The organism is Pseudomonas sp. 1121_17, assembly GCF_052850745.1.
On the sequence record NZ_VXCX01000001.1, the window covers coordinates 628,839 to 654,696 of the forward strand.

Consider the following 25,858-nt stretch of genomic DNA (forward strand, 5'->3'; position numbering starts at 1 on the left):
GCACCAACCCGAGGCTTTGTTGTCACACCTGTGCAAAAACACAGCATAAGCCTTTGTCACGCAAGGCAATGCGTGCTCAAATTGCACCCATGAAAGTTTGCTCACCGTTCGCGCCCATCCGGCGCGCCGCCATGGCGGCTGGCGGGCAGTAATGTTAAAAGTACGGGTTCATTGACCGGACATCGGGTCGATCACTACTGGACGCGCAGCAAGCGCAGGAATAGACGCGTTTTGAAGAAATCCACCGCAACTCCGCCCCCTCTGCCGGTACCGATGTGGCGCCAGCAGTTGCATTATCGCCTCAAGGAAGGTGCGCTGATCGCCGTCGGCGCGCTGTGCCTGTACCTGTGGATGGCGCTGCTGACCTACGACACCGCCGACCCAGGCTTCACTCACACCAGCAATGTCGATCAGGTGCAGAACGCGGCTGGCCGCGCTGGCGCGTATTTCGCCGACATTCTGTTCATGGTGCTGGGCTACTTCGCCTATATCTTCCCGTTGCTGCTGGGGATCAAGACCTGGCAGATCTTCCGTGAGCGTCATCAGCCGTGGCAGTGGAGTGGCTGGTTGTTCTCGTGGCGGCTGATTGGTCTGGTGTTTCTGGTGTTGTCGGGCGCAGCCTTGGCCCATATCCATTTCCACCCGTCGGCAAGTCTGCCGTTCTCGGCCGGCGGCGCGCTGGGCGAGAGCCTCGGCGACCTGGCCCGCAGCCTGTTGAATGTGCAGGGCAGCACGCTGATGTTCATTGCCCTGTTCCTGTTCGGCCTGACGGTGTTCACCGATCTGTCCTGGTTCAAGGTCATGGACATGACCGGCAAGATCACCCTCGACCTGTTCGAGCTGGTGCAAGGTGCGGCCAATCGCTGGTGGGAAGCGCGCAACGAGCGCAAACGCCTGGTGGCGCAGCTGCGTGAGGTCGACGAGCAGGTCGACACGGTCGTAGCGCCGGTGGTGGCCGACAAGCGCGAGCAGCTCAAGGCGCGCGAACGCATCATCGAGCGTGACGACGCGCTGACCAAGCACGTTGCCCAGCGCGTCCAGCAGCCGGCGCCGGTGATCATGCCAGCCCCGGTCAAGGCGCCGGAGCCGAGCAAACGCATCCTCAAGGAAAAACAGACGCCGCTGTTCGTCGACAGCGCCGTCGAAGGCACTCTTCCGCCGATCTCGATCCTCGATCCGGCAGAAGAAAAGAAAATCGAATACTCGCCAGAGTCCCTGGCCGGTGTTGGCCATCTGCTGGAAATCAAGCTCAAGGAGTTTGGTGTCGAGGTCTCGGTTGACTCGATCCATCCTGGCCCGGTGATCACTCGTTACGAGATCCAGCCGGCAGCCGGGGTCAAGGTCAGCCGTATCGCCAACCTGGCCAAGGATCTGGCCCGTTCCCTGGCTGTGACCAGCGTGCGGGTGGTCGAGGTTATCCCCGGCAAGACCACCGTCGGTATCGAGATCCCCAACGAGAACCGGCAGATGGTGCGCTTCTCCGAAGTGCTGTCGTCGTCCCAGTACGATGACGCCAAGTCGCCAGTAGCATTGGCCCTGGGTCATGACATCGGCGGCAAGCCGGTGATCACCGACCTGGCCAAGATGCCGCACTTGCTGGTGGCCGGTACCACCGGCTCGGGTAAGTCGGTGGGGGTCAACGCCATGATCCTGTCGATCCTGTTCAAGTCCGGCCCGGAAGACGCCCGCTTGATCATGATCGACCCGAAAATGCTCGAGCTGTCGATCTACGAAGGCATTCCGCACCTGCTCTGCCCGGTCGTTACCGACATGAAGGACGCAGCCAACGCCCTGCGCTGGAGCGTTGCCGAAATGGAGCGTCGCTACAAGCTGATGGCGGCCATGGGCGTACGGAACCTGGCCGGCTTCAACCGCAAGATCAAGGATGCCCAGGAGGCTGGCGAGGTCATTCATGACCCGTTGTACCGTCGCGAGAGCATGGATGACGAGCCGCCAACCCTGAAAACCCTGCCGACCATCGTCGTGGTGGTCGACGAGTTCGCCGACATGATGATGATCGTCGGCAAGAAGGTGGAAGAACTGATCGCCCGTATCGCGCAGAAGGCGCGGGCGGCGGGTATTCACCTGATCCTCGCTACCCAACGGCCATCGGTTGACGTCATCACCGGCCTGATCAAGGCCAATATCCCGACCCGTATGGCGTTCCAGGTGTCGAGCAAGATCGACTCGCGGACCATCATCGACCAGGGCGGCGCCGAGCAGTTGCTGGGTCACGGTGACATGCTCTACATGCCGCCGGGTACCAGCCTGCCGATCCGCGTGCACGGTGCGTTCGTCTCCGACGAAGAAGTCCACCGCGTGGTGGAAGCGTGGAAGCTGCGTGGCGCGCCGGACTACAACGACGACATCCTCAACGGTGTCGAAGAGGCCGGCAGCGGCTTTGAAGGCAGCAGCGGTGGCGGTGATGACGATGCCGAAACCGACGCCCTGTATGACGAAGCTGTGCAGTTCGTACTTGAAAGCCGCCGCGCCTCGATCTCGGCCGTGCAGCGTAAGCTGAAAATCGGCTACAACCGCGCCGCGCGGATGATCGAGTCGATGGAAATGGCCGGGGTAGTCACCGCCATGAACACCAACGGCTCGCGCGAAGTGATTGCGCCGGGCGGCCCACGCGATTGATCATCACCCTGCCGGGCGCCAATCACGGCGCCCGGCCCATCTACTGTTCAACGAGGATTTCCATGCGCGCGATTCGCATGCTGTTGGTTTCCGCCCTGGCTCTGGGCACCCTGTCGGCGCATGCCGGCGAGAACGATGTGAGGCGCCTGACCGATCTGCTCGAGAAGTCGCAGACCATCGAAGCCAGGTTCTCCCAGTTGACCCTGGATGCCGGCGGCACCAGCCTGCAGGAAACTGCAGGCGAGATGACCGTCAAGCGCCCGGGCCTGTTCTACTGGCACACCGATGCGCCGCAGGAGCAGGTAGTGGTGTCCGATGGTCAGAAGGTCACCCTGTGGGACCCGGACCTGGAACAGGCCACGGTAAAAAAGCTTGATGTGCGCCTGAACCAGACCCCGGCGCTGCTGCTGTCCGGTGATGTCTCCAAGATCAGCCAGAGCTTCGATATCACCTCCAAGGAACAAGGCGAGGTGATGGACTTCACCCTCAAGCCAAAAACCAAGGACACCCTGTTCGATTCCCTGCGCATCTCCTTCCGCAAGGGTCTGATCAACGACATGCAACTGATTGACAGCGTTGGCCAGCGCACCAACATCCTGTTCACTGCGGTCAAGGCCAACCAGCCGGTGCCGGCTAACAAGTTCAAGTTCGATGTACCGCAAGGCGCGGACGTCATCCAGGAATAATCAGAGGCCGTCATGGACCTGTTTCGTAGTGAACCCGTCTCGCAGCCACTGGCTGCCCGGCTGCGTCCGTCCAACCTGGACGAGTATGTAGGCCAGGAGCACCTGCTGGCGCGCGGCAAGCCGCTGCGCGAGGCGCTGGAGCAGGGGGCGCTGCACTCGATGATTTTCTGGGGTCCGCCGGGGGTTGGCAAGACCACCCTGGCGCGGCTGCTGGCGCAGTTCTGTGATGCCCACTTCGAAACGGTCTCGGCAGTACTGGCCGGGGTCAAGGAGATCCGCCAGGCGGTTGAGGTGGCCAAGCAACAAGCTGCTCAATACGGCCGGCGAACCATCCTGTTCGTCGATGAAGTGCACCGCTTCAACAAGTCGCAGCAGGATGCATTTCTGCCGTTCGTTGAAGACGGCACGCTGATTTTTATCGGTGCGACCACCGAGAATCCCTCATTCGAATTGAACAACGCCTTGCTCTCGCGGGCGCGCGTCTATGTGCTCAAAAGCCTGGATGAGGATGCGTTGCGCAAATTGGTCAATCGCGCCCTCAGCGAAGAGCGCGGCCTGGGCAAGCGTCAGCTGACGGTGGGCGATGAAGCCTTCAAGATGCTCATGGCCGCTGCCGACGGTGACGGCCGGCGCATGCTCAATTTCCTCGAAAACGCCTCGGACCTGGCCGAAGATGGCGCTGATATCGGCGTTGATCTGCTGCAGAGCCTGCTCGGCGACAGCCGCCGGCGCTTCGACAAGGGCGGCGAGGCGTTCTACGACCAGATATCGGCGCTGCACAAGTCAGTGCGCGGCTCCAACCCGGATGGCGCGCTGTACTGGTACGCGCGCATGCTCGATGGTGGCTGCGACCCGCTGTACATCGCCCGGCGCGTGGTGCGCATGGCCAGCGAAGACATCGGCAACGCCGACCCGCGGGCGCTGAGCCTGTGCCTGTCGGCGTGGGACGTGCAGGACCGCCTCGGCAGCCCGGAAGGCGAGCTGGCAGTGGCCCAGGCCATTACCTACATCGCCTGTGCGCCGAAGAGCAACGCGGTGTACATGGGCTTCAAGGCGGCCATGCGCGAGGCAGCCGAGCACGGCTCGCTGGAAGTGCCGTTGCACCTGCGCAATGCGCCGACCAAATTGATGAAGCAACTGGGCTACGGCGAAGAATACCGCTACGCCCACGATGAGCCGGATGCCTACGCCGCAGGCGAAGACTATTTCCCGGACCAACTCGAACCACGACCTTACTATCAGCCAGTGCCACGCGGCCTGGAACTGAAGATCGGCGAGAAGCTGCGCCACCTTGCCGAGCTCGATCGCAACAGTCCTCGCCAACGGAGAAAACCATGATTGCCTTGATTGCGGCCGTCAGCGCCGGCGGCGTCGCCGGCACCCTGCTACGGTTTGCCACCAGCAACTGGGTCAGCGCCCACTGGCCACGGCACTTCTATCTCGGTACGCTGGCGGTCAATCTGGTCGGCTGCTTGCTGATCGGCCTGCTGTACGGGCTGTTTCTGTACAAACCGATGGTCCCGGTCGAGCTACGCGCTGGTTTGATCGTCGGTTTTCTCGGCGGGCTGACCACATTTTCGTCATTTTCGCTCGATACCGTGCGCCTGCTGGAAAACGGCCAGATACCTCTGGCCCTAGGCTATACCGCTATTAGCGTATGCGGCGGGTTGCTTGCCACCTGGGCCGGCCTGTCGCTAACCAAATTCTGAACCAACACACCTATAACGAGAGAACGATATGCTCGATGCCAAACTGTTACGCGGCCAACTTCAGGAAGTGGCGGATCGCCTGGCCTCCCGTGGCTTTAGCCTGGATGTCGCGCGCATCGAATCACTGGAAGAGCGCCGCAAGGCGGTGCAGACTCGTACCGAACAGCTGCAGGCTGAGCGTAACGCCCGTTCCAAGTCGATCGGCCAGGCCAAAGCCAAGGGCGAAGACATCGCGCCGCTGATGGCTGATGTCGAGCGCATGGCGAACGAACTGGCGGCCGGCAAGACCGAGCTGGACGAAATCCAGGCTGAGCTGGACGGCATTCTGCTGACCATCCCCAACCTGCCGGACGCCAGCGTGCCGGTCGGTGCCGATGAAGACGGCAACGTCGAAGTGCGCCGCTGGGGCACCCCGCGTGCCTTCGACTTCGAGGTCAAAGACCACGTTGCCCTGGGTGAAATCAGCGGTGGCCTGGACTTCGAGACCGCGGCCAAGCTCTCCGGCGCGCGCTTTGCCCTGCTGCGTGGCCCGATCGCCCGGCTGCACCGCGCCCTGGCGCAGTTCATGATCAACCTGCACACCAGCGAGCACGGCTACGAAGAGGCCTATACCCCGTACCTGGTGCAGGCGCCTGCCTTGCAGGGCACCGGCCAGCTGCCGAAGTTCGAGGAAGACCTGTTCAAGATCAGTCGCGAAGGCGAAGCTGACTTCTATTTGATCCCGACCGCCGAAGTTTCGCTGACCAACATCGTTGCCGGCGAAATCCTCGACGCCAAGCAAATGCCGATCAAGTTCGTTGCGCACACACCGTGCTTCCGCAGCGAAGCCGGTGCGTCGGGCCGCGATACCCGCGGCATGATCCGTCAGCACCAATTCGACAAGGTCGAAATGGTCCAGATCGTCGAGCCGAGCAAGTCGATGGAAGCGTTGGAAGGCCTGACCGCCAACGCCGAGCGCGTCCTGCAACTGCTGGAGCTGCCGTACCGGGTATTGGCCCTGTGCACCGGCGACATGGGCTTCAGTGCGGTCAAGACCTATGACCTGGAAGTGTGGGTGCCGAGCCAGGACAAGTTCCGCGAGATCAGCTCGTGCTCCAACTGTGGCGACTTCCAGGCGCGCCGCATGCAGGCGCGCTGGCGCAACCCGGAAACCGGCAAACCCGAGCTGGTGCACACCCTCAACGGCTCCGGCCTGGCGGTAGGTCGTACCCTGGTCGCGGTACTCGAGAACTACCAGCAGGCCGACGGTTCGATCCGTGTGCCGGAAGTACTCAAGCCGTACATGGGCGGCGTCGAGGTCATCGGTTAAATGGATTACCTGCCGCTGTTTCACAAGTTGCAGGGCGGCCGGGTACTGGTCGTCGGCGGTGGCGAAATCGCCCTGCGCAAGGCGCGCTTGCTGGCCGATGCCGGCGCCGCGCTGCGCGTGGTGGCGCCGCAAATCGACAGCCAGCTGATCAGCTTGACCGAGGCAACCGGCGGCGAGGTACTGGTGCGTGGCTACCAGGTCACGGACCTGGAAGGGTGCCGGCTGGTGATCGCTGCCACCGACGATCCGCAGCTCAATGCTCAGGTGTCGGCCGAAGCGCAGGCACGCAGCCTGCCGGTCAATGTGGTCGATGCGCCGGCCCTGTGTACGGTGATCTTCCCGGCCATCGTCGATCGCTCGCCGTTGGTGGTAGCAGTGTCCAGTGGCGGCGATGCGCCGGTGTTGGCGCGGCTGATCCGGGCCAAGCTGGAAGCCTGGATTCCGGCGGCCTATGGGGAACTGGCCGGGCTTGCCGCGCGGTTTCGCCATCAGGTGAAATCGCTGTACCCGGACGTCAATCAGCGCCGCGGCTTCTGGGAGACGGTGTTCCAGGGCCCGATTGCCGAGCGTCAGCTGGCCGGGCAGAGCGCTGAAGCCGAGCGTTTGTTGCAAGCGATGGTCGACGGCGCACCGGTGCAGCAGGGCGGTGAGGTGTATCTGGTGGGCGCTGGCCCGGGTGATCCGGATCTGCTGACCTTTCGTGCCTTGCGCCTGATGCAGCAGGCCGATGTGGTGCTGTACGACCGCTTGGTGGCACCGGCGATCATCGACATGTGCCGGCGCGATGCTGAGCGGATCTACGTCGGCAAGCGCCGCGCCGATCACTCGGTACCGCAGGAGCAGATTAATCAGCTGCTGGTTGAGCTGGCCTTGCAGGGCAAGCGCGTATTGCGGCTCAAGGGCGGCGACCCGTTCATCTTCGGCCGCGGTGGCGAAGAGATCGAGGAGCTGGCCGAGCATGGTATTCCGTTTCAGGTAGTCCCAGGCATCACCGCTGCCAGCGGTTGCTCGGCGTACGCCGGGATTCCGCTGACTCACCGTGATTACGCGCAGTCAGTGCGCTTCGTTACCGGTCACCTGAAGGACGGTAGCAGCAACCTGCCGTGGCACGATCTGGTTTCACCTGGGCAGACTCTGGTGTTCTACATGGGCCTGGTCGGCTTGCCGACGATTTGCGCCGAACTGATTCGCCATGGCCGTGCGGCGACTACGCCAGCGGCCTTGGTGCAGCAGGGCACCACGCGTAATCAACGAGTGTTCACCGGCACGTTGGCAGATCTGCCGGCGATGGTGGCTGAGCATGAAGTGCATGCGCCGACCCTGGTGATCGTGGGTGAGGTGGTGCAGTTGCGCGAGAAGCTGGCTTGGTTCGAAGGCACTCAGGACTAAGCTGCGCTGCTATGTTTGAAAACTCGGGGCCATGGCTGTCAGGTTGTAAAAACCTGCGGCAATGGCCCCGAGTCTTCTTAGGGTTGTGGGCCTAGAACAGCGGCACCGAATAGCTGACGGTCAAGCGGTTCTGATCCTGATCCCACTCGCTGGGCACGCCACTGCGCAACATGCCGTTGCGCCAGCTGAACCCCAGCCCCTTGAAGGTGCCGCCCTGCACCACATAATCCAAGGCGATATCGCGCTCCCATTCCTTTTCGTCGCCGCCTGAGGCCATGCGGATATTCGTGCCCTTCAGGTAAGTGACCGATGCCACCAGCCCTGGCACACCGAGTGCGGCGAAATTGTAGCCGTACTGACCAAAAGTGGTGCGCTCGCCAGCGCGGGTAAAGCTGGTAACCAGGCGGTCAGTGAACAGGTAGATGCTCGACCCTGCGGCGCCTTCGCCGGTATTGCCCTGGTTGAGCTGAACGAAGTTACCACTGTCGGACACTCGCTGATGCCCGAGCAGTACGCTGTGGCCGCCAATGGCATAGGTGAACATGGCGCTCCAGGTATCGTTGTCGATCTTGCCGGGCGTATCAGCCAAGCCACTGACGCGATACCCCTCGCCGCGCCCGCTGGCCGAATCGTTGCGCCCGCTTGCATCGGTCTTGAAGTAGCGCAGGTCGGTGGTCAGCGACTGGTTGTCGCTCAGTGCCCATACATGCACCAGGCCGCCGAAGTGCTGCACGTAATAATCTTCGAGCTGGGCGGCGTAGTACTGCAGCTTGAGCGCCTTGCTCAGTTGATAGTCGGCACCGGCGAAGATGAACTCGTTGCTTTGCTCGGTGCCGCCCGCCACGGCCAGCCCTGAGCGGTTGGTCGAGGCGCGCCCGGTGGCATGCTCGAGGCGCCCGCCGATAAGGGTCAGGCCGTCGATTTCTTGCGAGGTGATCATGCCGCCTTCAAATGTCTGCGGTAGCACCCGACCATCGTTGGCCACCAGAATCGGCAGCTTGGGCTGCAAGGTGCCGTAGCGCGCTTCGGTTTTGGACAAGCGCATCTTGCCGGTCAGGCCCAGCCGGCTCCATTCGTCGACGGCGCTGCCGTCGCTGTCGTCGGGGATCATCGAGCTGCCGCGATGATTGCCGGCGCCGCCGTCCAGGCGCACCCCAAGCAGGCCGAGGGCATCGACGCCAAAGCCGACCGTGCCGTCGGTGAAGCCTGACTTGTAGTCGAGCATGAAGCCCTGCGCCCATTCGGCCGTCTTGCTTTGCCCGGCGGCACCGGGGCGGTCGCGCATGTCGTTGTTGAAGTAGTAGTTGCGCAGGTTGAGCGTGGCCTTGCCATCTTCGATGAAGGCCGCCTGGGCGGCGGGGACGAGCAGGGCGCTGGTAGCGGTCAGCAGTGAAAGGTGCATTAAGGGCTTTCTTGTCATTGTTGTTTTCCTGATGCGGTGGGGCGCCCAACGCGCGGGCGCAAGAAAGCCGGGCGCGGCAACGCCCGGGTGATGCTCTTCAATAAGGACAGTCAGTCAGGCAGCCATTCCTGCAAGGTCAGCTCGACTGTGATGAACGACAGGTTGCGGCCACGCTGCAGGCGGCCGGCGAAGATCTTGCCGTCGGCGTCGGCCAGCACCGCTTGCAGGCTGCTCGCGCCGGGGGCGATTTCGCCACTGAGGCTGAGGATTTCCACACCCGGGCCTGGCACATGGATGTCCTGCATGCCGCTGCGGCCCAGGTACTGCAACTCGCCGTCGATCAAGCTGCCGAGGCCGCCACGGACCACCGCCAGGCTGATGCCGTGGCTGGCGCAGAGGGCCTCGGCGCTGTCGATGATGTCTTCGTTGGGTTTGAGCCGGGCCACTACAAGACGGCCAAGCCGGCCGCTCTGTACCTGCGCTTCGCTCTGGATTGCTGCAGTGTTCATGACGCCTCCTGGAACACCGGATGAAGCAGGTTGAAGTGGGTTTCGGCATCAGGCTTGACCTGATAGGCGACCTGGTCGAACAGGCACAGGCGCAGCACCAGCGGTTCGCTGCCGACCACCAGCCGGTCGAGCACCAGATGGCCGCCATGCTGCTGACCGTCGCGGTCGATGAAGCCGGCGTGGCAGTGCAGCAGCGGCGCGCCGTGGGCATCGCGGCCGACGGTGATGGCGCCGCTGACAAAGGTGATATAGCCGTCCAGCACCACCGCCTGGCCATAGTCATAGGGCCGTTGCTGGTCAGTGGTGGTGACCATGCGGTGATAGCTCAGGTGCGCTGCGCCGCCACACAGAATGCGCCCGACTGCACTGCGATAGCGGCGGCCCTCCAGCGCCTGCAGGAGGCCTTGGGCAACGTTGCAGGCCAGTGGCAGCACTACGCGCAGCTCTTCGCAGTCGGGCACTTCACAGTCGAGCAAGCGCGGCTGTTGCGGTTGGCCGCCGTGGATGAAAACGCGCACGCCGTTGCGCTCTTCAAAATGCGGGTTCATAGCACCGCCTCGCTGGCGTCGAGCAGGGCGCGGATTTGTTTTTTGACGATTTTGCCGTAGCCGGACTTGGGCATCTCGGTCCAGCGCACAAAACGCTTCGGCCATTTATAGCGGGCCAGGCGCGGCTCCAGGTGGGCCAGCAGTTGCTCGTCGCTGACCTCGGCAGTGACCACGATCACGGCGCAGCCGCACTCGCCCCACTTCTCGTCGGGCAGCCCCAGTACTGCGACTTCGGTGACTGCCGGATGAGTCAGCAGCGCCTCTTCGATCTCGCGTGGATATACGTTGGAGCCGCCGGAGATGTACATGTCCGAGGCGCGCCCAGTGATGAATAGATAACCCTCTTGGTCAACGTGGCCGAGGTCACCGGTGTGGAACCAGCCATGGCGGAAGCACTCGGCGTTGGCCTTGGGATTGTTGTAGTAGCCGGCGAACACGGCCGGGCCGCGCACGCAGATCTCGCCATCGCTGCCGGTTGGCAGTTCAGTGCCGTGCTCATCGAGGATGGCCACCTGCATGCCGGTGCGCGGGTAGCCGCAGGAGCCGACCTTGACCTGGGGGCTGTCCTCGGCATCGTGGCAGTCCGCCGGCAGCACGGTGATGTTGCCGGTCACTTCGCCAAGGCCGTAGTACTGCACCAGCACCTTGCCCAGGGTGCGCAGAGCGTGGCACTGATCGGCGCGGTACATCGGCGCGCCCGCGTAGATCACATAGCGCAGGCTGCTGTGGTCGTAACGGTCGACGGCCGGGTCTTCGGTGAGCATCTTGACGATGGTTGGCACGGTGAACAGGTTGTCGACCCGGTGCTCCTCGACCAGCCGCCAGGCTTCGTCGCAGTCCAGCCGGTCGCCGGCCGGTAGCACGCAGGCGGCGCCACGGGCGGCGTTGATCAGGGCATGGATACCGGCGCCATGGGACAGTGGCGCCAGCACCAGCGAGCGCGAGTGTGGGCTCAGGCCGGGCATCAGGTCGGCCAGGTGATTGTTGATGACGAACGCCATCTGGCCGTGGGTGAGGATGCCCGCCTTGGGGTGGCCGGTGGTGCCGGAGGTGTAGAAGAACCACAGCGGGTCGTGGTAGCTCACCTCGGCGGGGCGAAACACTGGTTGCAGTGGCGCGCCTTGGTCGAGCAGGGCGTCATAGCTCAGCTCGCCGTCGCGCGGGGCGCCGATGGCGATGACCATGCGCAGTGCTGGCGAAGCTTCGCGAACTGCGTCGACATAGGCCGCCATGCCATCGTCGTAAAGCATCGCCACCGCGCCGCTGGAACTGCCCAGGTAAGCCGCTTCGGGCGGGGTGATGCGCACGTTGGTCGGCACCCAGACCATGCCCAGGCGGAACGCCACCCAGGCACTCTCGAACAGCTGCAAATTGTTGCGCGAGTGCACCAGCAGCTTGTCGCCCTTGCCCAGGCCGCGCTCGCGCAGGGCTGCGGCGACGCTGTCGACGCGGGTCAGCAGTTGCTGCCAGCTGTAGCTGTCGGCACCGCGGATGAAGCCGGGGGCATCGGGCAGGCGCCGGGCGATCTGGGCGAGCAGCTCGCCGAGGTTCATGACATTGTCGATCCCGGTCATTGCACAGCCTCCAGGATGCTGACGTAGTTGGTTACCGCCGCGCCGCCCATATTGAACACCCCGGCACGGTCAGCCCGTGGCAGCTGCATGTCGCCAGCCTGGCCGGTTAGCTGCATGGCGGCCATTACGTGCATCGACACGCCGGTAGCGCCGATCGGGTGGCCTTTGGACTTGAGCCCGCCCGACGGGTTGACCGGCAGGCGGCCATCCTTGCGGCTGATGCCTTCGACAATCACCCGCGCGCCCTGGCCGCGTGGCGCCAGGCCCATGGCTTCGTATTCGAGCAGTTCGGCGATGGTGAAGCAGTCATGGGTCTCGACCAGTGACAGGTCGGCCAGGCTCAAGCCGGCCTCGCTCAAGGCCTGCTGCCAGGCGCGTGCGGCGCCTTCGAACACGGTCGGGTCGCGGCGTGACAGCGGCAGGTAATCGTTGACCTGTACCGCAGCGCGGAAGCGCACAGCCGGTTGTTGCCCGGGCAGTTGTTCGGCACGGCTGATCACCAGCGCCGCAGCGCCATCAGTAATCAGCGAGCAGTCGCTGCGCTTGAGCGGGCCGGCCACAAACGGGTTTTTCTCGGACGGGTTACGGCAGAAGTCATAGCCGACATCCCGGCGCATATGAGCAAACGGGTTGAAGGCGCCGTTGGCGTGGTTTTTTGCAGCGATCATCGCCAGCGCGTCGGACTGATCGCCGTGGCGCTCGAAGTAGGCCTGGGCGATGTTGCCGAACACACCGGCAAAGCCGTTTTCGATCTGCGCTTCTTCACGGGCATAACAGCACTTGAGCAGGATCTTGCCGACTTCGGCGGTGGGCAGCCCGTTCATCTTCTCGAAGCCCACCACCAGGGCATGGCGGGCCTGGCCACTGAGCACGGCCTGCAGCGCCGAGTGGATCGCTGCGGAGCCTGTCGAACAGGCGTTTTCAACCCGCACCGACGGGGTGAAGCGTAGCGCCGGCAGATGATTGGCCAGCAGCGCGGAAGGGAAGTCCTGGTAGATCAGGCCTGCATTGAAGTGGCCGACGTGAACCGAGTCGATCTGCTCGGCGTCGAGCCCGGCGTGCTGTAGGGCGCCGATGGCGGCATCGGCCATCATCTGCTCGGGGTCGATATCGGGAAACTTGCCGAATGGGGAGTGGTACCAACCGCTGATGACCGGGGAATCCATGAGGTGCGTCCTCGCATGATGTTGTTTGCGAGGTCAATAGCAAGGGCGGTGCCAAGCTCGGTAAGAGCCCTCTAGGCTGGGGCTTTGCTGGCGCAAGAGGGTGGTTATCGGTAGCGAATGCCGGTCTACAGGTGTCGCCCTGGCTGCCAGGGCGACAGTTCAAGGAGACACCTGTTACACCTGCTGGGCTCCTCTGGCAGGCCTGTCACAAAATCTAACAAGCCCTCGGATAAATAATTTCTCAAGATAAATCAGTTGCTTGCCCGGTGCTTACGAGCCTGCAAAGGGGCCTGCTGAGCGCTGTTACTCAAGCGTGGCACCCGTATTGCTAACAACATGCCTATCATCGCCGCAACTCGATCAATAAGAACAAATAGGTCAGGAGAGCTTCATGAGCGATTTCACCCGCCGTTCCTTTATCAAGACCGCCTCGCTGGCAGGGGCTGCTGTCGCCGCTGCCGGGATGGGCCTGTACAGCGGCAACAGCCGCGCCGCCGACTTCAAACTGAAGTTTGCCAACAACCTGCCCATCAGCCACCCGATGAATATCCGTGCCCGGGAAATGGCCAAGGCGATCAAGGAGGAAACCAATGGCGCCTTGAGCGTGCAGGTGTTCCCCAGCAGCCAGTTGGGCAGCGACACCGATACCCTGGCGCAGGTGCGCTCGGGGGCGGTCGACCTGTTCTCGCTGTCGCCGGTGATCCTCGGCACCATGGTGCCGTCGGTGCAGATCAGCGCCGTTGGCTTTGCCTTCAAGGACTACCAGCAGGTCTGGAGTGCCATGGACGGCGCGCTCGGCGCTCATGTGCGCAGCGAGATCGCCAAGACCGGCACCCTGTTCGCCTATGACCGGATGTGGGACAACGGCTTCCGCGTGACCACCACCAGCACGCGCCCGGTGGCCACCCCGGATGACCTGCGCGGGATGAAGCTGCGTGTGCCGCCAAGCCCGATCATCATGTCGATCTTCCGTGCGCTGGATGCGGCGCCGACCAGCATCAACTTCGCCGAAGTGTATTCGGCGTTGCAGACGCGCATCGTCGAAGGGCAGGAAAACCCGCTGACCCTGGTGTCGTCGGCCAAGCTGTACGAGGTGCAGAAATACTGCTCGCTGACCAACCACGTCTGGGACGGCTTCTGGATGCTGGCAACAGCGCTTCGATCGGGCGCCTGCCGCCTGAACTGCAAGAGGTGCTGCGCAAGCACATCGAGAAGGCAGTGATGGCCCAGCGCGCCGACCTTGCCACCCTTGAAGGCAGCACCCGCGACATCCTCAAGGGCAAAGGCCTGGAGCTGGTCGAGTCGCCGGCCGAGCCGTTCCGTGAGAAGCTGCGCAGCGCCAATTACTATGCCGACTGGCATGGCAAGTTCGGTGACGAGGCGTGGGCGATTCTTGAGCAGTTCTCCGGGAAGCTGGCCTGATGAGCGCGCCAGCCGTCATGGCCCCTAACCAATCGCTGCGCCTGCCGGCCCGGGCGCTGATCTGTCTGAACAGCTGGATCATGCGCGTCGTTGGCGCACTCGCCGTTGCCTTGATGGTAATCGAGACGCTGGTGCTGCTGGCGGGGGTGATCTCCCGTTATGTGCTGCACAGCCCACTGATCTGGACCGACGAGCTGGCCTCGTCGCTGTTTATCTGGCTGTCGATGTTCGGCGCGGTGCTGGCACTCGACCGTGGCGAGCACATGCGCATGTCGGCCTTGGTCAACAAGCTGCCGATTGCCTGGCGCGGGTTCAGCGAGACGTTGTCGGCGCTGATCGTATGTTTGTTCGTGGCGATGATCATCTCACCGGCCATGGAACACTCCCACGAGCAGATGTCGATCACCACGCCGGCGCTGGGCATTCCCGACGGTGTGCGGGCGGCGGCCTTGCCGGTTGGCGCGGTTTTGATGCTGCTGGCTGCGGTGGCGCGGATGGCGCGTTATTCGACGGTGCGCCAGTTCATGGCCGGGCTGGTGGTGGTTGCGGCAGTGGCCGCGGTGCTGTGGCTGGCGCAGCCGCTGCTGGCGGCCATGGGTAACTACAATCTGGTGGTGTTCTTCCTGGTGTTGCTCGGTGCCTGCGTGTTTGGCGGTATCCCGATTGCTTTCGCCTTCGGCACTGCGACCATGGCCTATCTGGCGCTGGTGACTCATGCGCCGCTGTCGATCGTGGTCGGCCGGATGGACGAGGGCATGTCACATCTGGTCCTGCTGGCGGTGCCGCTGTTCGTGCTGCTCGGCGTGGTGCTGCAGCTGTCGGGCATGGCCCGCACGCTGATCGACTTCATGGCCTCGCTGCTCGGTCATGTCCGTGGCGGCCTGCAGTATGTGCTGCTGGGGGCGATGTTTCTGGTGTCGGGGATTTCCGGCTCGAAAGTGGCCGACATGGCTGCAGTCGCACCGGCGCTGTTCCCTGAAATGAAAAAACGCGGCTCCAAGCCTGAAGAACTGGCGGCGCTGCTGGCTGCTACCGGGGCCATGACCGAGACCATTCCGCCGAGCCTGGTGCTGATCACCATCGGTGCGGTGTGCAGCGTTTCGATTACCGCGCTGTTCATCGGCGGCCTGATGCCCGCCGTGGTCGCGACCATTGCCATTGCTGCGGTGTGCTGGTGGCGTTCACGCAAGGAAGACGCGCCGAAGATCGAGCGCGCGCCGATGTCGCGGGTGGGCAAGACCTTCCTCATCGCCTTGCCAGCCTTGGCCTTGCCGTTGCTGATCCGCGTGGCAGTGCTCGAAGGCGCGGCGACCGCGACCGAGGTGTCGACGATTGGTGTCGCCTACGTGGTGCTGGTCGGCCTGGTCATGCACTTGTTCATGCGTCATATCGACTTTGCCCGGCTGTATCCGATGCTGCTGGAAGCGGCGTCGCTGTCGGGGGCGATCCTGCTGATCATCGGCATGGCATCGGCGATGGCCTGGGCACTGACTCAATCTGGCTTCTCCGCCTCGCTGGTGGAACTGATCGAGGAAATCCCGGGCGGCACCTTCGGCTTCATGGTGGTGACGATTCTCGTGTTTCTGATTCTGGGCAGCGTGCTTGAAGGTATCCCGGCCATCGTCCTGTTCGGCCCGTTGATGTTCCCGCTGGCCGAGATGCTCGGCATTCACCCGGTGCACTACGCCATGGTGGTGATCCTGGCGATGGGCGTGGGCTTGTTCGCGCCGCCGTTGGGGGTCGGTTTCTATGCCGCCTGCGCCATCAGCAAAACCTCGTCCGACCACGTTATTCGTCGCGTCTGGGGTTACCTCGGGGCGCTGCTGGTAGCGCTGGCGGTAGTAGCCTGCTTCCCGTGGATTTCCATTGGTTTCCTTTAAGAGAGTCCTGTCATGAGCCAAGCTGCGAAAACAACAACACGCAACGCGCCGGGCTATGGTCGGGTGGCCGTGGTGACCGGGGCTGCCATGGGCATCGGTGCTGCCATTGCCGAGCGCCTCGGCCACGATGGCCACACAGTGGTGGTGGCCGATATCAACCTTGCGGCGGCAGAGGAGATGGTCGCCGGGCTGCGGGTGCAGGGCATCGAGGCCCAGGCTATGGCCATCGATGTCGGTGATGCGCAGTCGATCAGCGCGTTGTTCGCAGCGCTGCGCGAGCGCTTTGGCCGCTGCGATGTGCTGGTCAACAATGCCGGCGTGGCGCGCACCCAGGCGTTTCTCGATACCGAGCTTGAAGGCTGGCAGCGCTTGATGAATATCAACCTGACCGGCACCTTGCTCTGCAGCCAGCACGCCGCGCAGCTAATGCGCGAACGGGGCTGGGGGCGCATCGTCAACGTTGCCTCGATCAGCGGTATGCGCGCCAGCATGGGCCGTACCGCCTATGGCACGTCGAAGGCGGCGGTGATCGGCCTGACCCGGCAGATGGCTGTGGAGCTGGCCGAGCACGGCATCACCGTCAATGGCATCGCGCCAGGGCCGGTGGATACGCCGCTGACCCAGGCGCTGCATTCGGCGGCCACCCGTGAGTCGTATGCCCGCGCGGTGCCGCTGCGCCGCTATGGCACGCCGGCGGAGATGGCTGGTGCGGTGGCGTTTCTTGCGTCCGAGGATGCCTCCTACATCAGTGGCCATGTGATCCCGGTGGACGGCGGGTTCATGGCTTCGGGCATTCTCGAAATCTGAGCGTTATCCCTCCAGCAGCCGCTGCGCGTGGTCCTCACGCGTAGCCTGCTCGCCGGCTTGCAGCGCCGCCTCGACGAAGGTGGCAATGCACGGGTTGTGATTGTCTGCCTTCCACACTGCGACTACTTCGATCACCGGCGCGTTGCGCAGCGGTTTGAAGCTGGTGGTGGCCAGGCGCATGTTGCGCATCGAGCGCGGCACGATGGCCACGCCCAGGCCTTCGCCGACCAGGTTGACGATGGTCTGCTGCAGGTTGATCTCCATGCCGATGTTCGGTGTCACGCCGTGTTGCAGGCAGTAGTTGCAGATCATGTCATGCAGCGCCGGGGCGATTCGCCGCGGCACGATAATGAACGGCTCGCCCGCCAATGATTGTGGCTCGATCAGCTCCTGCTGCATCAGGCGGTGGCCGGGTGGCAGCACCAGGGTCATCTCTTCGCGGTACAGCGTGACCGTCTCCAGCCCGCTGCAGTCCTGCGGTCGGTACATGATGGCGACGTCTTTGTGGCCGCTGCTGATGTCCTGTGCCAGGTCCAGCGGCAGGGTCTCGGTCAGCTTCAGATTGACCTGCGGGAACAACGCAGCATACCGGCGGGTGATGGCCGGGGTGATGCTGTAGGCGGTCGACATCATGAACCCCACCGACAACTCGCCCGCAGCGCCGCGTGCCGCTGCCAGGGCGTTACGCTTGGCCTGCTCGAAGGCGGCGAACACCGTGCCGGTATCAAGGTAAAAGCGCTGCCCGGCCTCGGTCAGCTCGACCCGCCGCCGTGAGCGGTCGAACAGCTTCACCCCCAGTTCCTCTTCCAGCAGGGCAATTTGCCGCGACAGCGGCGGCTGGGAGATATGCAGGCGCTCGGCGGCGCGGCCGAAGTGCAGGGTCTCGGCCAGGGTGCGGAAGTACTGAAGATGGCGGAGTTCGATCATGATGCTCGCAAAGGTATCAGTGGATGCTTGATTATGTATTGGAAAATATAAGTCCGCCTACCTAATGTGATCAGGCCACACCCCATCGGCCCCGGCCACGCCACAAGCGTCGCCCGCCGACATAGTCACAAGCTATAGAACAATAAAAGGTGACGCTGATGCATTCCCTGACCGACCCTGCTGTTTGCCACGCCGAAGTTGCCGAAACCGATATCGCCCACGACAGTGACCCGCAGGTGCGCCAGGCGTTTCGCCGGGCGCTGCGCTTGATGGAGCGCGGCATCGCGGTATTGATCCGCGGTGAAACCGGGACCGGCAAAGAGATCCTCGCCCGCGCCCTGCATGCCCACAGCCAACGCCGCGCCGCGCAGATGGTGGCGCTCAACTGTGCCTCGATCCCGGAGACACTGATCGAGAGCGAGCTGTTCGGCTACAGCCGTGGGGCGTTTTCCGGGGCATTGCCCGGCGGCAAGAAGGGCAAGGTGCAGCAGGCGGATGGCGGCACCTTGTTCCTCGACGAGATCGGCGACATGCCTTACGAGCAGCAGACTCGCCTGCTGCGGGTAATCGCTGAGCGTGAGGTGACCCCGCTGGGCGCCGAACGCAGCGTACCGGTCAACTTCGCCCTGGTCTGCGCGACCCACCAGGACCTGTCGGCGCGGGTAGCCGACGGCAGTTTCCGTGAAGACCTGTTCTATCGCATCGCCACCGGCGTGGTCGAGCTGCCGCCGCTGCGTGAGCGCGCCGACCGTGGCGAACTGCTGTGCAACATGGTCGCCCATGAATTGCCAGGCTGTGACCCGCGCCAGGTGATCAGCGCCGAAGTCTGGTCGCTGCTGTTGACCCACGCCTGGCCGGGCAACCTGCGCCAGATGCGCGCGGTGATCCGCTATGCCTGTGCGGTGATGGAAGGCGCGCGGATCACCCGCGCCGACCTGCCAGTGGACTTTATCGCCCAGCTTCCCGCCGCCAACGCTCCTGTGCGCGTGGTGGTGCCAAACGTTACGCCGATCCGCCCGAGCCGCGCTGGTGACGAGCGCGCCGATGTGCTTGAGGTGCTGCAGACCTGCCGTTGGAACATGTCGGCGGCCGCGCGCGAGCTGGGCATCTGCCGGCCCTCGCTGTACCGGGTGCTGCGTCGGCTGGATATCCCGCCGCTCAAGGAACAGCTGGCGCTGGATGCCTGCCGCCGCGCCTGAGCCGCAACCCACCTGATCCTCTTTGCTTGAACACCCCTTGCTGCGCAGGGGGTGAGCCTGAGTTCGCCCTCATCAAGGAAATAACAATAATGAGTACAGCTGTCGCCTACGCCCCGATGAACTTCAGCCTCGCTGGCCGCACCGCTTTGGTGACCGGTGCCGCCCGCGGTATCGGCCATGCGATTGCCGTCGCGCTTGGTCATTGCGGGGCCCAGGTGGCCCTGGCCGACCTTGATCCGATTGCAGCCGAACGAGCTGCCGAAGCGCTGCGTGCGCAGGGCATTCAGGCCATCGGCGTGGCAGTGGACGTGGCTCAGGAGGAGCAGGTGCTAGCGATGGTCGATGAGGTCGAGCGGCTGCTCGGGCCGGTCGATATCCTCGTCAACAATGCCGGCATCGTATCCACCGTACCGCTGCTGGAGCTGACCACGGCGGAATGGAACCGGGTCATGGCGATCGACCTCAACAGCGTGTTCTTCTGCGCCAAGGCGGTGCTGCCGGGCATGATGGATCGCCGCTGCGGGCGCATCATCAATATCGCCTCGGTGGCCGGCAAGCGTGGAGGAGGCTTGCTCGGCAACAGTTGCTATGCCGCCGCCAAGGGGGCGGTGATCGCCCTGACCAAGGGTCTGGCGCGCGAGGCGGGGCCGTTCGACATCACTGTCAATGCGGTGTCACCAGCCCTGACCGACACTGAAATGACCAGTGTGCTGGCACCGCAGGCCCGCGCCCAGCTGCTGGCGCAGATGCCCTTGGGCCGGGCGGGTACGCCGCGGGATATTGCCGCAGCGGTGTGCTTTCTGGCATCGGCGGAGGCGGGCTTTGTTACCGGCGAGATCATGGACGTCGACGGTGGCTTCATGCGCGACTGACTGCGCTTGAGATGCCACCGCGTAGACCGCGATGGCGGTCTCGGCTCAAGCGCCTTGCCAGATACCTTTGCCAGGCAAGCGCTGACGATCATGCGCCGCGTTGAAGTCCTGCAGCGGGCCCTTGGGCACGATGCCGTTGGGGTTGATGGTCTTGTGGCTGAGGTAATAGTGCTTCTGGATATGCTCCATGTTCACCGTCTCGGCCACGCCCGGCCACTGATACAGCTCACGCAACCAGTTGGACAGGTTCGGGTAATCGCTGAGGCGGCGCAGGTTGCACTTGAAGTGGCCGTGATACACCGCATCGAAGCGCACCAGCGTGGTGAACAGGCGCACGTCGGCTTCGGTCAGGTACTCGCCCGCCAGGTAGCGTTGGCCACTCAGTAGCTGCTCGAGATGGTCCAGTTCGTTGAACACCTCATCGAACGCGGTTTCGTAGGCTTCCTGCGAAGTTGCGAAGCCCGCCCGGTAGACACCATTGTTGATGGCCGGGTAAATCCGCTCGTTGAGCGCATCGATGGTAGGGCGCAGCGCTTCGGGATAGAGGTCGAGGTGGTTGCCGGTCAGCGCATTGAAGGCGCTGTTGAAGATACGGATGATCTCGGCTGACTCGTTGTTGACGATGCGTTGTTCCTGCTTGTCCCACAGCACCGGCACAGTGACGCGACCGGTATAGCTGGGGTCGTCGCGGGTGTAGCGCTGGTGCATATACTGCAGGCCATCGAGGTAATCACCGCTGGAGCCTTGCTGCTGATCAAAGGTCCAGCCGTGCTCGCCCATGAGCCAGCTCACCACCGAAACATCGATCAACGGCTCAAGGCCTTTGAGCGCGCGGACGATCAGCGTGCGGTGCGCCCACGGGCAGGCCAGTGACACGTACAGGTGATAGCGACCGGCTTCGGCCTTGGGCAGCTGATTGCGCCGTTGGGCGTTCTCGCGCTGGAACGCGCCGTCTTTGCTGGTCTGGTACCACTGGTCATGCCAGCGACCGTCAATCAAAAGGCCCATGCTGAGCTCCTTGTACAAAAGTGATTTGTCTTTGGAGCCCAGTCTAGGGACTAGCGTTCGGATAAATAGCGCAAAGACTGCGTGGTATCTATCGAATTAGTCGATCTTGTTGCGATCCGCCCAGAACCGCTGCGCGTCGGCAAAGGCCTGATCGCGATCCTTGCCCAGGCCACGCAGGGCCAGCGCCATGGTGGCGACCACGGCCATTTCGCCGTAGCTGTCCTGCGCCTCGCCGCGCCAGACCGCCAGCAGGTGCTCGGGTTGCAGGGTGGCCGGTTTGACATGGCGCTGGGCGCTCATGGCGGGCCATTCCTCGTCCCAATTCTCGCCGCCGCTGGCGCCGTACAGATGGCTGGCCACGTCCGGGTTGATCTCGATCTCGCCACCATCGCCCTTTATCACAATTACGTGATCGCCGAGCAGGCGGCTGGCCTCGCGGTGTACGGCCTGATAGCCCGGGTGGAAGATGCTTTGCAGGCCGCAGCGCGCCGCCAGCGGGTTGAGCACCCGCGCCAGAGAGTGGATCGGCGAGCGCAGGCCAAGGGTGTTGCGCAGGTCGATCATGCGCTGCAACTGCGGCGCCCAGTCCTGCAGTGGGAAGAACACCAGTTGCTGATCATTCAGGGTGCGAGCCAGCGATGCCCAGTCTCGGCACAGCGGGATCTGCAGCAGGCCGAGCAACTGTTCGGTATACATACGCCCGGCGGTGTGCGCGCCGCCGCCGTGGAGCATGATGCGCACGCCGTTGCCTGCCAGACACTTGGCCGCCAGCAGGTACCACGGCAGGTGACGCTTCTTGCCGGCATAGCTCGGCCAGTCCAGATCGACCGCGATCTGCGGGGCTTGCAGGTGCGCGCGCAGGGCTTCGGTGAAGCCGGCGAGCTCTTCAGCGCTTTCTTCCTTGTGCCGCAGCAGCATGAGAAAGGCACCCAGTTGGGTGTCCTCGACCTTGCCTTCAAGCAGCAAGGTCATCGCCGCACGGGCTTCTTCACGGCTCAGGCCGCGGGCGCCGCGCTTGCCTTTGCCGAGGATGCGCACGAATTCGGCGAACGGGTGCTCGGCAGGGGTGTGCAGGGTCAGCGGGCGCGGTTCGGGGAGTGGCTCGGTCATATGCAATTGGTCGGCTTGGGCAGGCCCGCCAGCTTGGCGGCAAGTTTGGCGGGAGTGCCATTGAACAGGCGGTTGAGGTGCGGGCTGTTGCCTTTTTCCACGCCCAGCTTGAGCGCGGTGTACTTGATCAGCGGGCGCGTGGCCGGTGACAGCTGGTACTCCTGATAGAACCCGCGCAGCACCTCGAGCACTTCCCAGTGCTCGGGGCTGAGCGCGATACCTTCGCGCTCGGCCAGAGCCTCGGCGACGGCGGGGGACCAGTCTTGCAGGTCGAGCAGAAAGCCGTCCTTGTCCAGAGCGATGTGATGCTCGCCGACAGTCAATGCGTTCATAGCCAGCTGTTCACTTTGTCGAAGCGCAACGACAACTCGACGAAGGCGGGGTAGTCCACCGCTTCGGCCAAGGTGCTGTCGATGGCACGCGCCTGGGCATCCTCAGCGAGGGCGAACAGGCGGTGCTGCAACCGTGCCGTTTGCAGCAGTTGCTGCGGCGCGGTGCCTGCGCGCAGTGCGTAAACCGCATCGCCGCAGAGCAGGATGGCGTCATCGGTACCGAGCAAACGCAGGCAGCTGGCCAGGCGATTGTCGCCAAAGGGCGAGTGGCTGATTACATGCAGGGTCGTCATCAGAGCGTTACCACCTGGTCATAACGGCCAATCAATGCCGCCAGCGCTGCATCATCCAGCACCTCGACCGGCAAGCTCAGGCTGGCCGGGTCCAGGCCGCGTTCAGCCACACTGTGGGCACAGACGAACAGCTTTTCTACGCCAAACATCGGCAGCGCCTGGAGGTTGGCGGCGAGGTCTTTGAGCTGCAGCGAGGCTGGCTGCTGGGCAGCGGCGAGCTGGAACACGCCGTCATCCATGAACAGCATGCCCAGCGGCAGATCAAAGGCGCCGCCCGCCAGAGCGATGTCCAACGCTTCGCGTGCGGACGGGCCGCTCCACGGTGCCTGGCGGCTGATGATCAACAAGGATTTGGCCACTTCAATCGCCTCCAAAACAGACCAGACGGTCGGCAACCTGCGCCGCCTCGTGCAACTGGCCCAGCCCTGACAGCTCCCAGGGTGCCGGCAGGTTCACGGCAGGGCGCTGGTAGCGGTTGGCTTCGGTGGCATCCAGCACGCCGCGGCGCAGGGCGGCAGCGATGCACACCACCGCGTCGAGCTGATTGCCTTCGATGAACGCACGCCACTGCGCAGCCACGTCCAGTTCATCCTGCGGCGTGACAACGTTGGCCGAGGCGCTGTGCACCCCGTCCTGATAGAAGAACAGTCGGGCAATCTGATGCCCGCCGGCCAGCGCCGCCTCGGCGAAGCGCAGGGCGCGACGCGAGGAGGGCGCATGGGCCGGGGAAAAAACCGCAATGGCGAATTTCATGGGAGGCTCTTGCAACGTGATCCGGCCATGATAAAGCAAAACAACCCCGCCACCGCTACCGGCGGGGCAATGCTCACTGTTGCGCCTTGCTCTCGGGCAAGAACCAGTTCAGTACCAGCGCGCAGATGCCACCGGTGGCCACGCCCGACTCCAGCACGTTACGCAGCGCCGACGGCATGTGCGCAAGAAACTCCGGCACCTGCGCCACGCCCAGGCCCAAGGCCAGCGATACCGCGATGATCAGCAGGGCACGCCGGTCCAGCCGCGTGCTGGCGAGGATATTGATCCCCGAAGCAGCAACGGCGCCAAACATCACCATCGCCGCGCCACCCAGCACCGGCTCCGGCACTGCCTGAATCACCCCGGCAACGGTTGGGAACAACCCCAGCAATACCAGCATGGCAGCGATCCAGATACCAATGTGGCGGCTGGCAATCCCGGTCAGTTGAATCACGCCATTGTTCTGCGCAAAGATCGAACTCGGGAAGGTATTGAACACCCCAGCCAGCAGCGAGTTGGCGCCGTTGACCAGCACGCCACCCTTGATCCGCTGCATCCACACCGTGCCTTCGACCGGTTCACGCGAGACCTTGCTGGTCGCCGTTACGTCACCTATGGCTTCCAGCGACGTCACCAGATAGATCACCAGCATCGGAATGAACAACGCCCACGAGAAACTCAGGCCAAAGTGCAGCGGCGTCGGTACCTGGAACAGTGCCGCCTCATGCATGCCGGTAAAGTCCAGCCGGCCCATGTAACCGGCCAGGGCATAGCCCGCCGCCAGTGCGATGACGATGGCGCAGCTGCGCATCCACACCACCGGGATGCGGTTGAGCAGCACAATGATCGCCAGCACCACCCCCGACAGCAGCAGGTTATCGCCGTTGGCAAAAGTGCCATTGGCCATCGCCGTGAAGCCACCGCCCATGCTGATCAAGCCGACCTTGATCAAGGTCAGACCGATCATCAGCACCACGATGCCGGTCACCAACGGGCTGATCAGGCGTTTGATGAACGGCAGAATGCGCGACACGCCCATCTCGACGAAGGAGCCGGCAATCACCACACCAAAGATCGCCGCCATCACACCCTCAACCGGCGTGCCTTGCTTGACCATCAACGCACCACCGGCAATCAACGGCCCGACAAAGTTGAAGCTGGTGCCCTGTACGATCAACAGCCCCGCACCAAACGGCCCGAAGCGCCGACACTGAACAAAGGTGGCAATCCCCGAAATCACCAGCGACATGGATACGATAAGGTTGGTATCCCGCGCTGAAACGCCCAGCGCCTGACAGATCAACAGGCCCGGGGTAACGATCGGCACGATGATCGCCAGCAGATGCTGCAGGGCAGCGAGCATGGCAATCAGCGGCCGCGGCTTGTCCTCCAGGCCAAGGACCAGTTCATTGTCAGGCGCTGCCGCGCCGGGCCCTTGTTCGATCGAACTCATGGGTAGCTGCCCCGGAAGAAAAAAGGAGCGCATTCTAAGGTCCGCTGACCGATTCGGGTAGCCTAAATGCAGCGCTTCAGCCCTATCCCTGGTGGGATAGGGCTGGTGATGTCGGCCGCCGCCAAACGTCGACCACAAAAAAGCCCGCCGAAGCGGGCTTTTCTGCGTTACCGGTCAATCAACGATCAGTCATCACGACCCATGATGCCGAACAGCTGCAACAGGCTGATGAACAGGTTGTAGATCGATACATAAAGGCTGATGGTCGCCATGATGTAGTTGCGCTCGCCGCCGTGAATGATCGCGCTGGTCTGGAACAGAATGCAGACCGACGAGAACAGCACGAAACCAGCGCTGATTGCCAGTTGCAGGCCGCTGATCTGGAAGAAGAAGCTCGCAACCACCGCGCCCAGCAGGACGAAGAAGCCAGCAGTGATGAAGCCGCTGAGGAAGCTCATGTCTTTACGGCTGATCAGCACGTAGGCCGACAGACCACCAAACACCAGTGCAGTCATGGCAAACGCCGAGCTGACCACTTCCGCACCACCGGCCATGCCGAGGTAGCGGTTGAGGATCGGGCCAAGAATGAAGCCCATGAAGCCGGTCAAACCGAAGGTCGACACCAAGCCCCAGACCGAGTCACGCAGTTTGGCAGTGAGGAAGAACAGGCCGTAGAAGCCGATCAGCACCACGAAGATGTTCGGGTAGCCGACACGCATCTGCTGCGCAACGAACGCCATCAGACCGCTGAATGCGAGAGTAAGCGCCAGCAAGCTGTAGGTGTTACGCAGGACCTTGCTGACCTCCAGTTGATCGGCCTGCTGGCCGTGTTGTAGGGCATAATCCTGTTCGCGCATGGCGACACTCCTG

Annotated in this window: 26 protein-coding genes; 12 read left to right on the top strand and 14 right to left on the bottom strand. The window is 63.4% G+C overall.

Features of this window, described 5'->3' with window-relative positions:
- The first annotated feature begins 273 nt into the window (after positions 1 to 273).
- From ftsK to cysG, 6 genes are all read left to right on the top strand, one after another.
- On the top strand, positions 274 to 2,640 hold the full coding sequence (gene ftsK / locus FW789_RS02870) for a DNA translocase FtsK (protein WP_178080833.1): 2,367 nt from the start codon (positions 274 to 276) through the stop codon (positions 2,638 to 2,640).
- A gap of 62 nt (positions 2,641 to 2,702) precedes the next feature.
- Positions 2,703 to 3,326: an outer membrane lipoprotein chaperone LolA gene (lolA, locus tag FW789_RS02875; RefSeq protein ID WP_103437877.1), complete on the top strand. Its 624-nt coding sequence runs from the start codon at positions 2,703 to 2,705 to the stop codon at positions 3,324 to 3,326.
- A gap of 12 nt (positions 3,327 to 3,338) precedes the next feature.
- Positions 3,339 to 4,664 carry a replication-associated recombination protein A gene (locus FW789_RS02880; protein WP_446430851.1) on the top strand — a complete coding sequence of 442 codons (1,326 nt, stop codon included), beginning with the start codon at positions 3,339 to 3,341 and terminating at the stop codon, positions 4,662 to 4,664.
- On the top strand, positions 4,661 to 5,035 hold the full coding sequence (gene crcB / locus FW789_RS02885) for a fluoride efflux transporter CrcB (protein ID WP_101320825.1): 375 nt from the start codon (positions 4,661 to 4,663) through the stop codon (positions 5,033 to 5,035). Before FW789_RS02880 ends, crcB begins: the two co-directional genes overlap by 4 nt.
- Before the next feature lie 28 nt (positions 5,036 to 5,063).
- Positions 5,064 to 6,344 (top strand): serine--tRNA ligase, encoded by a 1,281-nt coding sequence (serS, locus tag FW789_RS02890; RefSeq protein ID WP_101320823.1) that lies wholly within the window; start codon positions 5,064 to 5,066, stop codon positions 6,342 to 6,344.
- Positions 6,345 to 7,733, top strand: a complete 1,389-nt coding sequence (gene cysG, locus FW789_RS02895; RefSeq protein ID WP_340610457.1) for a siroheme synthase CysG — start codon at positions 6,345 to 6,347, stop codon at positions 7,731 to 7,733.
- A gap of 91 nt (positions 7,734 to 7,824) precedes the next feature.
- Here cysG and FW789_RS02900 read toward each other — a convergent pair whose 3' ends face one another.
- The 5 genes from FW789_RS02900 to FW789_RS02920 all read right to left on the bottom strand — a co-directional run bounded on the left by FW789_RS02900 (position 7,825) and on the right by FW789_RS02920 (position 12,932).
- Positions 7,825 to 9,135, bottom strand: a complete 1,311-nt coding sequence (locus FW789_RS02900; protein WP_186698898.1) for an OprD family porin — start codon at positions 9,133 to 9,135, stop codon at positions 7,825 to 7,827.
- A gap of 110 nt (positions 9,136 to 9,245) precedes the next feature.
- Positions 9,246 to 9,644, bottom strand: a complete 399-nt coding sequence (locus tag FW789_RS02905) for a PPC domain-containing DNA-binding protein (protein WP_101320816.1) — start codon at positions 9,642 to 9,644, stop codon at positions 9,246 to 9,248.
- Positions 9,641 to 10,192 (bottom strand): hypothetical protein, encoded by a 552-nt coding sequence (locus FW789_RS02910; protein WP_101320814.1) that lies wholly within the window; start codon positions 10,190 to 10,192, stop codon positions 9,641 to 9,643. The genes FW789_RS02905 and FW789_RS02910 overlap by 4 nt, the downstream gene beginning before the upstream one ends.
- Positions 10,189 to 11,766, bottom strand: a complete 1,578-nt coding sequence (locus tag FW789_RS02915; RefSeq protein WP_411564597.1) for an acyl-CoA synthetase — start codon at positions 11,764 to 11,766, stop codon at positions 10,189 to 10,191. Before FW789_RS02915 ends, FW789_RS02910 begins: the two co-directional genes overlap by 4 nt.
- Positions 11,763 to 12,932, bottom strand: coding sequence for an acetyl-CoA acetyltransferase (locus FW789_RS02920; protein WP_411564598.1), 1,170 nt, complete (start codon positions 12,930 to 12,932; stop codon positions 11,763 to 11,765). The genes FW789_RS02915 and FW789_RS02920 overlap by 4 nt, the downstream gene beginning before the upstream one ends.
- A 391-nt stretch (positions 12,933 to 13,323) precedes the next feature.
- Here FW789_RS02920 and FW789_RS02925 point away from each other — a divergent pair, with 391 nt between their 5' ends.
- The 4 genes from FW789_RS02925 to FW789_RS02940 are packed head-to-tail and all read left to right on the top strand — an operon-like array spanning position 13,324 to position 17,041.
- The gene (locus tag FW789_RS02925) at positions 13,324 to 14,154 is read left to right on the top strand and encodes a TRAP transporter substrate-binding protein (RefSeq protein WP_446430852.1); all 831 of its coding nucleotides are present in this window, start codon (positions 13,324 to 13,326) and stop codon (positions 14,152 to 14,154) included.
- Positions 14,154 to 14,354: a hypothetical protein gene (locus FW789_RS02930; protein WP_446430853.1), complete on the top strand. Its 201-nt coding sequence runs from the start codon at positions 14,154 to 14,156 to the stop codon at positions 14,352 to 14,354. Before FW789_RS02925 ends, FW789_RS02930 begins: the two co-directional genes overlap by 1 nt.
- On the top strand, positions 14,354 to 16,234 hold the full coding sequence (locus FW789_RS02935; RefSeq protein WP_219811706.1) for a TRAP transporter large permease: 1,881 nt from the start codon (positions 14,354 to 14,356) through the stop codon (positions 16,232 to 16,234). The genes FW789_RS02930 and FW789_RS02935 overlap by 1 nt, the downstream gene beginning before the upstream one ends.
- Before the next feature lie 12 nt (positions 16,235 to 16,246).
- Complete coding sequence (locus FW789_RS02940) at positions 16,247 to 17,041, top strand: SDR family NAD(P)-dependent oxidoreductase (RefSeq protein ID WP_103437868.1); 795 nt, start codon at positions 16,247 to 16,249, stop codon at positions 17,039 to 17,041.
- A gap of 3 nt (positions 17,042 to 17,044) precedes the next feature.
- Here FW789_RS02940 and FW789_RS02945 read toward each other — a convergent pair whose 3' ends face one another.
- Positions 17,045 to 17,968 (bottom strand): LysR family transcriptional regulator, encoded by a 924-nt coding sequence (locus FW789_RS02945; RefSeq protein WP_103437867.1) that lies wholly within the window; start codon positions 17,966 to 17,968, stop codon positions 17,045 to 17,047.
- A gap of 158 nt (positions 17,969 to 18,126) precedes the next feature.
- Between FW789_RS02945 and FW789_RS02950 the strand changes: the two genes are divergently transcribed.
- Complete coding sequence (locus FW789_RS02950) at positions 18,127 to 19,167, top strand: sigma-54-dependent Fis family transcriptional regulator (RefSeq protein ID WP_207073067.1); 1,041 nt, start codon at positions 18,127 to 18,129, stop codon at positions 19,165 to 19,167.
- An 89-nt stretch (positions 19,168 to 19,256) separates the two neighbouring features.
- The gene (locus tag FW789_RS02955) at positions 19,257 to 20,039 is read left to right on the top strand and encodes an SDR family NAD(P)-dependent oxidoreductase (protein ID WP_411562866.1); all 783 of its coding nucleotides are present in this window, start codon (positions 19,257 to 19,259) and stop codon (positions 20,037 to 20,039) included.
- A gap of 45 nt (positions 20,040 to 20,084) precedes the next feature.
- On the opposite strand, the gene FW789_RS02960 is transcribed toward FW789_RS02955, so the two are convergent.
- From FW789_RS02960 to FW789_RS02995, 8 genes are all read right to left on the bottom strand, one after another.
- Positions 20,085 to 21,047 (bottom strand): glutathione S-transferase C-terminal domain-containing protein, encoded by a 963-nt coding sequence (locus FW789_RS02960; RefSeq protein ID WP_207073069.1) that lies wholly within the window; start codon positions 21,045 to 21,047, stop codon positions 20,085 to 20,087.
- Positions 21,048 to 21,143: 96 nt separating this feature from the next.
- Entirely contained in the window at positions 21,144 to 22,157 is a 1,014-nt protein-coding gene (locus FW789_RS02965) for a glycosyl transferase family protein (protein ID WP_446430854.1), read from the bottom strand.
- The gene (locus tag FW789_RS02970; protein ID WP_101320796.1) at positions 22,154 to 22,489 is read right to left on the bottom strand and encodes a TusE/DsrC/DsvC family sulfur relay protein; all 336 of its coding nucleotides are present in this window, start codon (positions 22,487 to 22,489) and stop codon (positions 22,154 to 22,156) included. Before FW789_RS02970 ends, FW789_RS02965 begins: the two co-directional genes overlap by 4 nt.
- A complete protein-coding gene (tusB, locus tag FW789_RS02975; protein WP_186698910.1) occupies positions 22,486 to 22,782 on the bottom strand; it encodes a sulfurtransferase complex subunit TusB in 297 nt (98 codons plus the stop codon). The genes FW789_RS02970 and tusB overlap by 4 nt, the downstream gene beginning before the upstream one ends.
- Positions 22,782 to 23,141: a sulfurtransferase complex subunit TusC gene (gene tusC, locus FW789_RS02980; RefSeq protein ID WP_103437862.1), complete on the bottom strand. Its 360-nt coding sequence runs from the start codon at positions 23,139 to 23,141 to the stop codon at positions 22,782 to 22,784. The genes tusB and tusC overlap by 1 nt, the downstream gene beginning before the upstream one ends.
- A gap of 1 nt (position 23,142) precedes the next feature.
- Complete coding sequence (gene tusD, locus FW789_RS02985; protein WP_101320790.1) at positions 23,143 to 23,535, bottom strand: sulfurtransferase complex subunit TusD; 393 nt, start codon at positions 23,533 to 23,535, stop codon at positions 23,143 to 23,145.
- 73 nt (positions 23,536 to 23,608) lie between these two features.
- On the bottom strand, positions 23,609 to 24,988 hold the full coding sequence (locus FW789_RS02990) for a nucleobase:cation symporter-2 family protein (protein ID WP_411562868.1): 1,380 nt from the start codon (positions 24,986 to 24,988) through the stop codon (positions 23,609 to 23,611).
- A gap of 185 nt (positions 24,989 to 25,173) precedes the next feature.
- Positions 25,174 to 25,845, bottom strand: a complete 672-nt coding sequence (locus FW789_RS02995) for a Bax inhibitor-1/YccA family protein (protein WP_446430855.1) — start codon at positions 25,843 to 25,845, stop codon at positions 25,174 to 25,176.
- Positions 25,846 to 25,858 lie beyond the last annotated feature (13 nt).

What these genes read in the sequence shown, in the direction of transcription:
- ftsK (WP_178080833.1), top strand. Translation starts at nt 274, where the DNA reads ATGTGGCGCCAGCAGTTGCATTATCGCCTCAAGGAAGGTGCGCTGATC.
- lolA (WP_103437877.1), top strand. Translation starts at nt 2,703, where the DNA reads ATGCGCGCGATTCGCATGCTGTTGGTTTCCGCCCTGGCTCTGGGCACC.
- FW789_RS02880 (WP_446430851.1), top strand. Translation starts at nt 3,339, where the DNA reads ATGGACCTGTTTCGTAGTGAACCCGTCTCGCAGCCACTGGCTGCCCGG.
- crcB (WP_101320825.1), top strand. Translation starts at nt 4,661, where the DNA reads ATGATTGCCTTGATTGCGGCCGTCAGCGCCGGCGGCGTCGCCGGCACC.
- serS (WP_101320823.1), top strand. Translation starts at nt 5,064, where the DNA reads ATGCTCGATGCCAAACTGTTACGCGGCCAACTTCAGGAAGTGGCGGAT.
- cysG (WP_340610457.1), top strand. Translation starts at nt 6,345, where the DNA reads ATGGATTACCTGCCGCTGTTTCACAAGTTGCAGGGCGGCCGGGTACTG.
- FW789_RS02900 (WP_186698898.1), bottom strand. Translation starts at nt 9,135, where the DNA reads ATGCACCTTTCACTGCTGACCGCTACCAGCGCCCTGCTCGTCCCCGCC.
- FW789_RS02905 (WP_101320816.1), bottom strand. Translation starts at nt 9,644, where the DNA reads ATGAACACTGCAGCAATCCAGAGCGAAGCGCAGGTACAGAGCGGCCGG.
- FW789_RS02910 (WP_101320814.1), bottom strand. Translation starts at nt 10,192, where the DNA reads ATGAACCCGCATTTTGAAGAGCGCAACGGCGTGCGCGTTTTCATCCAC.
- FW789_RS02915 (WP_411564597.1), bottom strand. Translation starts at nt 11,766, where the DNA reads ATGACCGGGATCGACAATGTCATGAACCTCGGCGAGCTGCTCGCCCAG.
- FW789_RS02920 (WP_411564598.1), bottom strand. Translation starts at nt 12,932, where the DNA reads ATGGATTCCCCGGTCATCAGCGGTTGGTACCACTCCCCATTCGGCAAG.
- FW789_RS02925 (WP_446430852.1), top strand. Translation starts at nt 13,324, where the DNA reads ATGAGCGATTTCACCCGCCGTTCCTTTATCAAGACCGCCTCGCTGGCA.
- FW789_RS02930 (WP_446430853.1), top strand. Translation starts at nt 14,154, where the DNA reads ATGGCCCAGCGCGCCGACCTTGCCACCCTTGAAGGCAGCACCCGCGAC.
- FW789_RS02935 (WP_219811706.1), top strand. Translation starts at nt 14,354, where the DNA reads ATGAGCGCGCCAGCCGTCATGGCCCCTAACCAATCGCTGCGCCTGCCG.
- FW789_RS02940 (WP_103437868.1), top strand. Translation starts at nt 16,247, where the DNA reads ATGAGCCAAGCTGCGAAAACAACAACACGCAACGCGCCGGGCTATGGT.
- FW789_RS02945 (WP_103437867.1), bottom strand. Translation starts at nt 17,968, where the DNA reads ATGATCGAACTCCGCCATCTTCAGTACTTCCGCACCCTGGCCGAGACC.
- FW789_RS02950 (WP_207073067.1), top strand. Translation starts at nt 18,127, where the DNA reads ATGCATTCCCTGACCGACCCTGCTGTTTGCCACGCCGAAGTTGCCGAA.
- FW789_RS02955 (WP_411562866.1), top strand. Translation starts at nt 19,257, where the DNA reads ATGAGTACAGCTGTCGCCTACGCCCCGATGAACTTCAGCCTCGCTGGC.
- FW789_RS02960 (WP_207073069.1), bottom strand. Translation starts at nt 21,047, where the DNA reads ATGGGCCTTTTGATTGACGGTCGCTGGCATGACCAGTGGTACCAGACC.
- FW789_RS02965 (WP_446430854.1), bottom strand. Translation starts at nt 22,157, where the DNA reads ATGACCGAGCCACTCCCCGAACCGCGCCCGCTGACCCTGCACACCCCT.
- FW789_RS02970 (WP_101320796.1), bottom strand. Translation starts at nt 22,489, where the DNA reads ATGAACGCATTGACTGTCGGCGAGCATCACATCGCTCTGGACAAGGAC.
- tusB (WP_186698910.1), bottom strand. Translation starts at nt 22,782, where the DNA reads ATGACGACCCTGCATGTAATCAGCCACTCGCCCTTTGGCGACAATCGC.
- tusD (WP_101320790.1), bottom strand. Translation starts at nt 23,535, where the DNA reads ATGAAATTCGCCATTGCGGTTTTTTCCCCGGCCCATGCGCCCTCCTCG.
- FW789_RS02990 (WP_411562868.1), bottom strand. Translation starts at nt 24,988, where the DNA reads ATGAGTTCGATCGAACAAGGGCCCGGCGCGGCAGCGCCTGACAATGAA.
- FW789_RS02995 (WP_446430855.1), bottom strand. Translation starts at nt 25,845, where the DNA reads ATGCGCGAACAGGATTATGCCCTACAACACGGCCAGCAGGCCGATCAA.